This is a genomic window from Umezawaea endophytica (assembly GCF_025061645.1).
In the GTDB taxonomy this organism is placed as follows: domain Bacteria; phylum Actinomycetota; class Actinomycetes; order Mycobacteriales; family Pseudonocardiaceae; genus Umezawaea; species Umezawaea endophytica.
Genome location: NZ_JANYMP010000025.1, coordinates 147,800 through 157,359, shown reverse-complemented (window position 1 = coordinate 157,359; position 9,560 = coordinate 147,800). Strand labels below are relative to the sequence as shown.

Sequence of the window (9,560 nt, the reverse complement as noted above, 5' to 3'; positions counted from 1 at the left end):
TCGACCACCCACCGCACCAAGACATTCGGACCACCCGAACCCTCAAGCCCCCGAATCATCCGACCGAATATCCCGCCCAGCCTGATGAATCGTACTGTTCTCCGAAGCCACCGCAGACTGGTTCACCGACCGGTTGTGATAAGCCCCAATGGACCCAGCCTGAATAACCGGCCCATGAACCGTCCCACTCACACTGTTATGCACTCCCCCATGCGAAACCGGCGGCGTAGGCACCACCGCCGACCCCTCCGACGGCCCCTCCTCCTGCGCGACCGACGGCACAGCCGGGGGTAAGACCTGCGGCGCCCCGGCTTGCACCTTCAACGCCAACACCACCCCCAACCCGGTGAGCGCGACCACCCCCACCCACGCCCAGGGCTCCGTCATCAAATCCGTGGCCACGTTCACGGCGACTCCCGTCGCCGACGTCACCACTCCGGCCGCTGTTGGCCAAACCCATCTCGCCATGGGGAGCAACGGTAGCTACCCGACAGGGGAAAGGACTACCACCGACCTGGCGACACCGTCCTCGTCCTTCGCCAACGCCACCACATGCCCATCCGGCCCGAATACACCGTACGTACCGTCGAACCCCCCAGCGGACAACCTCTGCCCGTGGGACAGAGCGACGACCTCGGCAGGCTCGATCTCCCGCCGCGGGAACGCCGTGGCGACGGCGGAGTCCAGGTCCAGCGAAAGTCCGGGATCGGCCTCCAACTTCTCCAACGTCCGGGCCACCCGCAGGTCGAACGGCCCAACCCGAGTACGACGCAGCGCGGCCAGGTGACCACCAACCCCCAGATCAGCCCCCAGGTCACGGGCCAGCGCGCGGACGTACGTGCCGGAGGAGCACTCCACCATGACGTCCAACTCGGTCTTGGTGCCCTCACGGCGGATCGAGAGGATGTCGAAGCGGTGGACGGTGACCGGGCGCGGGGGCAGGTCGACCTGTTCGCCGTCGCGGACCCTGGCGTAGGCGCGCTTGCCGTCGACCTTGACCGCGCTCACCGCGCTGGGGACCTGCTGGATCGGGCCGGTCAGCTTCGCGACACCGGCGCGGACGGCGTCCTCGGACACCCCGGAGGCGTCCACAGTGGACAGGACCTCGCCCTCGGCGTCGTCGGTGGTGGTCGACGAGCCGAGGCTGATCGTGGACAGGTAGGCCTTGCTGTCCAGGGCGAGGTGGCCGAGGAGCTTGGTGGCGCGCTCGATGCCGAGCACGAGGACGCCGGTGGCCATCGGGTCCAGCGTGCCCGCGTGGCCGACCTTGCGGGTGCCGAGGATCCGACGGACGCGGGCCACCACGTCGTGGGAGGTCATGCCGTCCGGCTTGTCGATGACGACGAGACCGGGCGGGACGGAGGGGCGGGGCTGGCGAGGAGTTGCGGACACGAGCGAGGATCTTAGGCTGCGGTGTAGGCGTCCCAACGCCTGCGCCGCAACTGGACCGGTACGTCCTCCCCGCGCGCCTCCGCCTCGAAGACCGCCGTGCGGGCCCGACGCCACCAGACCGCGGTGCGCCAGACGCCGATGACCAGCATGACCGCGAGCGCGAGGAACGCGATCCGGTACGCCTGAGCGGGTGGCAGCCAGTCGAACAGGTCGAGCAGGACGCCCACCGCCAGCGCCGAACCGGTGACGGCCGCGAAGCCGCCGACGTTGACGACGCCGGTGGCCGTGCTGACCCGGTGCATGGGGTTGTAGTCGCGGGCCAGCGCGAAGGCGATGCCGGAGATCGGACCGCCCAGCGACAGCACCAGGAACGCCGTCAGCACGATCGGCGCGGGCACGACACCACCGGGCCAGGCGAGCAGCACCGTCCAGACGACCAGCGCCCCGCCCAGGAACCAGCCCGCGATCGGCATGCGCAGCTCCGGTTTGCGGGCGATGACCGAGCCGAGCACGGGACCCGACGTGATGGCGCCGATGACCAGCAGGCTGAGCGTGGAGCTGGCCGCGGAGCGGGACATGCCCTGCGCCTCGACGAGGTACGGGAAGCCCCACAGCAGGCCGAGGACGGCGGGCGTGGACATGGTGGAGAAGTGCGTCCAGAACCCGAGGCGGGTGCCGGGGACGCGCCAGGCGTGCGCGACCTTGCGCAGGACGGTGTTCAGCGGCTCGGGTTGCAGCACCGGCACCACCACCCCGGCGGGGACGTCGCGCAGCCGCCAGAACGCCACCAGGGCGTACGCGGCGGTCGCCAGGCCCGCGACGAGGAACGTCCACGTCCAGCCCGCGCCGCCGAGCAGCAGGGTGAGCGGGACGGTGGCCGCCAGGTTGCCCGCTCCGCCGAGCGCGGCGGAGATGGAGACGATCACCGGGAAGCGGCGGGCCGGGAAGTGGGCCGCCGCGAGGCGCAGCAGGCTGACCCACGTCATGGCGTCGCCGACGCCGAGCACGGCGCGGGACGCGAGGCCGAGCGGGTACGAGTCGGCGATGGCGAACAGGACCTGGCCGGTGCCCATCAGGAGGGCGGCGGCGGTGAGGACACGGCGCGGGCCGAAGCGGTCCACGAGGAGCCCGGTGGGGATCTGCATCAGGGCGTAGAGCCCGATCTGGAGCACCGTGAAGGTGCCCAGTGCGGCGGGGCCGACCCCGAACCGCTCGCTCGCTTCCAGGCCCGCGACGCCGAGCGACGTGCGGTGGAACAGTGCGGCGACGTAGACGACGATGGCGGTGGTCCAGATCAGCCACGCTTGCTTCGTGGCGCGATCGACCGGCAAGGCACGCTCCTCGGTAGTGGGTTTCACCCAGTACATCGAAGAAACTTGCCCAATGGTAACGATTTGGCGTGGTGCTTCCGGACACATCCCACCTATCGGACCGCGCCCACCACCGACCAGTGCTCCGAACGGGTGCGCAGGACGAGCGTGACCAGCCGCAGCACCATGAACAGCGACAGCCCGGTCCAGATCCCGACCAGGCCCCAGCCGAACGCCAGCGACGCCCAGATCAACGGCAGGAACCCGATCCCCGCCGACAGCAGCGTCGCCGTGCGCAGGAACGCCGCGTCACCCGCCCCGAGCAGCACCCCGTCCAGCGCGAACACGACACCCGCGACGGGTTGCAGCGCCACGAAGAACCACCAGGCGTGCGGGATCTCGGCCAGCACACCGGGGTCGGCGGTGAACACCTTCGGCAGCACCCCCGCGACCGCCGCGAACACGATGCCGAGACCGATGCCGAAGACCAGCCCGTACCCGGTGATCTGCCACGCGAACCGACGCGCCTTGACCCGCTCCCCCGCCCCGAGCGCGGCCCCGACGATGGCCTGCGCGGCGATGGCCAACGAGTCCAGCACCAGCGCCAGGAACATCCAGAGCTGGAGCACGACCTGGTGCGCGCCAACGGCCGCAATCGACGTCCGGGCGGCCACCGAGGCGGCGGACACGAAGCAGGCCTGGAACGCGAGGCTGCGGACGATCAGGTCACGCCCGAGCCCCAGTTGGGCGCGCATGAGCGCGGGCACCGGCCGCAGCGCCACGTCCTCGGCGAACAGGGCGCGGAAGAACAGGCACGCGGACACCACCTGCGCGACGACGTTCGCCATCGCCGACCCCTCCAGGCCGAGACCGGCGGGGTACACGAGCACCGGGCAGAGGACAGCGGACAACCCGTTGCCGAGCAACACGTACCGCAACGGCCGCGCGGTCTCCTGCACACCCCGCATCCACCCGTTGCCAGCCAACGTCACCAGGATGAACGGCGCCCCGAACAAGGCGATCCGAATCCAACTCACCGCCGCGTCGGCAACCTCACCGTCCCCCGCGAGCAACCGCGCCAGCGGCCCCGCGAACAACTGCCCCAGCCCCACCAGCAGCACACCGACGCCCAACGCCAACCAGGTGGCCTGAACCCCCTCGGCAACGGCCTCCGGACGACGTCCGGCACCGTGCAACCGAGCAGCACGGGATGTGGTGCCGTAGGCGAGGAACGTGAGCTGCGCCGCCACCTGCGACAGCAACACCCCACCCAACGCCAACCCCGCGAGCGGCAACGCGCCCAGGTGCCCGACCACAGCGGTGTCCACCAGCACGTAAAGAGGCTCGGCGGCCAACACCCCAAGAGCCGGAACAGCCAGCCCGAGAACCCTCCGAGGCGGAACCCGGTCACCGCTCACGAACGCCCGAGCGCTTCCACGATCGAGGCCAAAACCTGCTCAGCAGGCCCTTTCGCGGTAAACCCGGCAGCCCGCCGATGCCCACCACCGCCCAACAACTGAGCCACCTCACGCACATCAACAGCACTGACCGAACGCAACGACACCGACCAGGTAGACGGACGCAACTCCTTCAACACAGCCGCCACCTCCGCCTCCTGCGCAGTGCGGATGAGGTCGACAACACTCTCCACCTCTTCCGGCCGCAGCCCCTTGGCGTCCTCCAACGTCACCACGGCGTGCACCAGCCCAAGACCATTGGCAGCCTCCCGATCCAGCACAGCACGCCCAAGAACGGAAGCAAGCATGTTCAAGTACCCGAACGGGTGACTATCCATCAACGGCCGCGCCACAGCCTCAGCGTCCACACCAGCATCGATCAACCGAGCAGCCACCCGATGGGTATCAGAGCCGGCATGGCGAAAAGAACGCGTATCAGTAACGAGCCCCGCGTAGACACAACGAGCAATCGGCTCATCGATCTCCACACCAAGAACGTCCAACAGCCGCAGCACCACCAAGGCCGTCGCCTCAGCCCGATCATCCACGACGTTCACGGTGCCAAAACCAGGGTTCGACACGTGGTGGTCCAACACCACGACCTGCCCACCAGCCTCGATGGTGGAGGCAACCCGATCCCCCAACGCCCCAAGCCGCCCAACACTGCCGGCGTCCAACGCCACCAACACAGACGGCACAGCAGGAACCTCACCAGCAGGCACCAACAACCCAGCGACGTCCAGCCCCCGCAAAGTCTCCGGCACCTCAGCAGGCGCCCCGAAGGACACCCGCACCACCACACCACGACGATGCAGGGCCAACCCGAGCGCCAACGCACTACCCAACGCATCAGCGTCGGGGTTCACGTGGGCAAGCAGCGTGACATCGGTAGCGGTAGCGAGAACGGCAGCAGCAGCGGCCAACTCAGCAGTCAAGTCTTGGGGCACTGCGACACGTTAACTCCGCCGACCAGGTCAGCGCTCCAAAAAACTGTGCAGGCGGTCACCTCAACCCAACACACGAAGAGCCACCACCAGCCCACCAGCCCGCCTGGGGAAGGGTGACCCACTACAGAACCGGCAGACCAACCGGGTGACCCACTACGAGACCGGCAGACCAACCAGGTGGCCCACTACGAGACCGGCACCCACCGCCCTAGAACCGTGGCCGATTTTACTTGGGGGATTCGACCCTTAAACTTTCGCCGGGCGGCAGCTTCACCCTCCGCCCTTAGTGCCCGGCGAAGGGTCGAATCTAGGGGCCCCAAGTCAAATCGGCCACACCACGCTGGAACGCGACCCGCACCCGCCGACCACCCTGGAACCCGCAGCCACCCACTCCACCGGCCCCACCAAACAAACGGGCCGACCCCCCAAGGGACCGGCCCGTCACCACCATCAATCCTTCAACGACTCGCTCTCACCCTCATCATCAACATCCTCACGAGGCGCCTTGTAAGGATCCGCCTCCCCGGCGGGCTCAGCCCCGATCGCGATCTTCGCGACCTTCTCGTCCCGGTGCCGAGCCCGAGCCAGCAGCTCTTCCATCCGCCGTGCCTCATCCGGCACCGTGTCCGTCATGAACGCCAACGTGGGCGTGAACCGAACCCCGGTCTGCGCTCCGACCATGCTCCGCAGCACGCCCTTGGCGCTCTCCAGCGCCATGGCGGCCCCGGCGTAGTCCGGTTCCGAGTCCAGCTTCTCCCCGAGAACCGTGTAGTACACGACGGCGTCGTGCAGATCCCCGGTCACCTTCGTGTCGGTGATCGTCACCCGAGCGAGCCGCGGGTCCTTGACCTCGTGTTCGATCGCCGACGCGACGATCTGCGAGATCCGCTTGGCGAGCTTGCGAGCCCGTGCCTGATCGGCCACGGCGTTCTCCTCTTTTACTCGTCCTCCGGTCCAAGCAACCGGTGCTTGGCGGAGAGCAGTTCAACCTCGGGTCGACCGGCCACCAGTCGTTCGCAGGAGGCCAGCAGATCCCTGACATGGGAGGCGTCCGCCGCGACGGCCGCCACCCCGATCAACGCGCGGCGGTGCAGGTCGAGATGACCGGCTTCGGCCGCGGAGACCTCGAACTTGCGCTTCAGCTCCGCCACGACCGGGCGGACCACGGAGCGCTTCTCCTTCAACGAGTGGACGTCGCCCAGCAACAGGTCCAGCTCGAGAGAACCTACGAACACAGGGTCACCACACAGGTCACGGGCAAAGGTGCGGGGCCGCCCGGAAGGACGGCCCCGCACCTGCACCCTGGACTATCAGGCGCGGGGCTTCTCGCGCATCTCGAAGGTCTCGACGATGTCGCCGACCTTCAAGTCGCTGTAGTTGCCCAGCGTCAGACCACACTCGAAGCCCTCGCGGACCTCGGTCGCGTCGTCCTTGAACCGCCGCAGCGAGCTGATCGGCAGGTTCTCCTGAATGACGTTGTTGTCGCGCAGCAGGCGAGCCCGCGCGTTGCGACGCATCTCGCCCGAGAGGACCATGCAACCCGCGATCGTGCCGACCTTGGAGGACTTGAACACGTCGCGCACCTCTGCGCGGCCGAGCTGGACCTCTTCGTACTCCGGCTTGAGCATGCCCTTGAGGGCCGCTTCGATCTCGTCGATCGCCTGGTAGATCACCGTGTAGTACCGGACGTCGATGCCCTCGCGGTTGGCCAGCTCGGTGGCCTTGCCCTCCGCACGGACGTTGAAGCCCAACACGATGACGTTGTCGGCGATGGCGAGGTTGATGTCGCCCTCGGTGACGCCACCGACGCCGCGGTGGATGACCCGCAGCTCGACGTCGTCGCCGACCTCGATCTTCATGAGCGCGTCCTCGAGTGCCTCGACGGTACCCGAGTTGTCGCCCTTGATGATCAGGTTGAGCTGGTTCGTCTCCTTCAGAGCCGCGTCCAGGTCCTCCAGGCTGACCCGCTTGCGCTTGGAGGCGTTCATGGCGTTGCGCTGACGTGCCTGGCGGCGCTCGGCGATCTGGCGGGCGACCCGGTCCTCGTCCACGACGAGGAACGTGTCACCGGCGCCGGGCACCGAGGTGAGGCCGATGACCTGCACCGGGCGGGACGGGGTCGCCTCGATGACGTCCACGTTGTGCTCGTCGACCATCCGACGGACACGGCCGTAGGCGCCACCGGCGACGATCGAGTCGCCGACGCGGAGCGTGCCGCGCTGGACCAGGACGGTCGCCACCGGGCCGCGGCCGCGGTCGAGGTGCGCCTCGATGGCGACGCCCTGAGCTTCCATGTCCGGGTTGGCCCGCAGGTCGAGCGAGGCGTCGGCGGTCAACAGGATGGCCTCCAGGAGACCGTCGATGTTGATGCCCTGCTTCGCCGAGATGTCGACGAACATGGTGTCGCCACCGTATTCCTCGGCCACCAGGTTGTACTCGGTGAGCTGCTGCCGGATCTTGTCCGGGTTCGCGCCCTCCTTGTCGATCTTGTTCACCGCGACCACGATCGGCGCGTTCGCCGCCTGGGCGTGGTTGATCGCCTCGACCGTCTGCGGCATGACGCCGTCGTCGGCCGCGACCACGATGACCGCGATGTCCGTGGACGTCGCGCCACGGGCACGCATGGCGGTGAACGCCTCGTGACCGGGGGTGTCGATGAAGGTGATCAGGCGCTCGTTGCCCTCGAGCTCGGTCTGCACCTGGTACGCGCCGATGTGCTGCGTGATGCCACCGGCCTCGCCCTCGTGCACCTTCGTCTTGCGGATGGTGTCGAGGAGGCGCGTCTTGCCGTGGTCGACGTGACCCATGACGGTGACGACCGGCGGTCGGATGACCAGGTCCTCCTCGCCACCGGCGTCGTCGCCGTAGGTGATGTCGAACGTGCCCAGCAGGTCGCGGTCCTCTTCCTCGGGGGAGACGACCTGGACCTGGTAGTTCATCTCGGAGCCGAGCAGCTCCAGGATCTCGTCCGACACGGACTGCGTGGCCGTGACCATCTCACCGAGGTGGAACAGCACCTGCACCAGCGAGGCCGGGTTGGCGTTGATCTTGTCGGCGAAGTCGGTCAGCGAGGCACCGCGGGGCAGTCGGACGACCTCGCCGGAACCCTTCGGCAGGCGAACGCCGCCGACCGAGGGGGCCTGCATGTTGTCCATGTACTCCTGGCGCTTCTGGCGCTTGGACTTGCGTCCACGACGCGCGGGGCCACCGGGGCGACCGAAGGCGCCCGCCGTGCCACCGCGGCCTGCGCCGCCGCCACCGGGACGACCGCGGAAACCGCCGCCACCACCGGCCGGGGCACCGCCGCCACCGCCGGGGCGGAAGCCGCCACCGCCGCCACCGCCACCGCCGCCACCAGCGCCGCCGGGACGGAAGCCACCGCCGCCGCCACCGCCGCCACCGGGGCGGAAGCCGCCACCGGCACCGCCGCCACCGCCGCCGGGACGACCGCCACCGCCGCCACCGCCACCGGGACGGCCACCGCCGCCACCGGGGCCGGGACGACCGCCGCTACCACCGGGACGGGGAGCGGGGGCCGGACGACCGGGCATCATGCCGGGGTTCGGACGAGGGGGCATCGAGCCGGGGTTCGGGCGCGGGCCACCGGAACCGGCGGAACCGCCGGGACGGGGACCGGCCGGACGGCTGTCACCGGGCTTGGACGACGGACGGCGGTCGCCGCCGCCATCGCGCTCACCCTGGTTGCCGCCGCCACCGGGCTGGCCACCACCGGGCTGGCCGCCGGGACGCGGGCCGGACGGACGCGGCGCGGGAGCGCCACCGCCGACACCGAAGGGGTTGTTGCCGGGCCGCGGCGGACGAGGTCCGGCGGGCTTCGGCGACTGCGGCTTCGGCGGAACCACGGACGGACTCTGCTGGGCCGCGGGCTGTGCGGGCTGTTGCTGCTGCGGCACGACGCGCGGGCCCGGACGGGGACCGGCGGGGCGCTGCGGCTGCGAGGTCGGCGCGGGCGCCGACGGGGCCGCGGCGGCTGCGGGAGCCACCGGGGCCTGGGGCTGCTGGACCTTGGCCGCGGGGGCGACCGGAGCGGGCGCGGGGGCAGCGGCAGCGGGCTGCTGCTGCGGCGCGGGCTTCGGGGCGGGCGGCTTCGGGCCGGGCATCGGGCCTGGACGGCCGGGGACCGGACCGGGGCGACCGGTCACGGCGGGCTTGGCGTCGGACCTGGTGTCGGACGTCGACTGGACGGACGGGGCCGGCGCGGGGGCCGCGGGCTTCGGCGGGCCGGGACGGCCTGCCGGCTTCGGCTTCGCATCGGTCTTCGAGTAGGCGTCCCTCAGACGGCGGGCCACCGGGGCCTCGACCGTGGAGGACGCGGACTTCACGTACTCGCCCTGGTCGGCGAGCTTCGTGAGTACTTCCTTGCTGGTGACGCCGAGCTCTTTCGCGAGCTCGTGCACACGGGCCTTCCCTGCCACTGCACTCCTCTGGTGATG

General features: G+C 69.8%; 7 protein-coding genes. All 7 read right to left on the bottom strand.

Annotated elements, in window-relative coordinates; all coding sequences use genetic code 11:
* Window positions 1–483: 483 nt before the first annotated feature.
* Window positions 484–1,392 carry a tRNA pseudouridine(55) synthase TruB gene (gene truB / locus NZH93_RS38170; protein WP_259628165.1) on the bottom strand — a complete coding sequence of 303 codons (909 nt, stop codon included), beginning with the start codon at window positions 1,390–1,392 and terminating at the stop codon, window positions 484–486.
* An 11-nt stretch (window positions 1,393–1,403) separates the two neighbouring features.
* Window positions 1,404–2,723: an MFS transporter gene (locus NZH93_RS38165; protein ID WP_443742686.1), complete on the bottom strand. Its 1,320-nt coding sequence runs from the start codon at window positions 2,721–2,723 to the stop codon at window positions 1,404–1,406.
* Window positions 2,724–2,815: 92 nt separating this feature from the next.
* Window positions 2,816–4,120: an MATE family efflux transporter gene (locus tag NZH93_RS38160; protein WP_259628163.1), complete on the bottom strand. Its 1,305-nt coding sequence runs from the start codon at window positions 4,118–4,120 to the stop codon at window positions 2,816–2,818.
* Entirely contained in the window at window positions 4,117–5,106 is a 990-nt protein-coding gene (locus NZH93_RS38155) for a DHH family phosphoesterase (RefSeq protein WP_259628162.1), read from the bottom strand. The genes NZH93_RS38160 and NZH93_RS38155 overlap by 4 nt, the downstream gene beginning before the upstream one ends.
* 450 nt (window positions 5,107–5,556) lie before the next feature.
* The gene (gene rbfA / locus NZH93_RS38150) at window positions 5,557–6,030 is read right to left on the bottom strand and encodes a 30S ribosome-binding factor RbfA (protein ID WP_259628161.1); all 474 of its coding nucleotides are present in this window, start codon (window positions 6,028–6,030) and stop codon (window positions 5,557–5,559) included.
* Between the two features lie 14 nt (window positions 6,031–6,044).
* Window positions 6,045–6,341, bottom strand: a complete 297-nt coding sequence (locus tag NZH93_RS38145; protein ID WP_259628160.1) for a DUF503 domain-containing protein — start codon at window positions 6,339–6,341, stop codon at window positions 6,045–6,047.
* A gap of 75 nt (window positions 6,342–6,416) precedes the next feature.
* Complete coding sequence (gene infB / locus NZH93_RS38140) at window positions 6,417–9,542, bottom strand: translation initiation factor IF-2 (protein WP_259628159.1); 3,126 nt, start codon at window positions 9,540–9,542, stop codon at window positions 6,417–6,419.
* Window positions 9,543–9,560 lie beyond the last annotated feature (18 nt).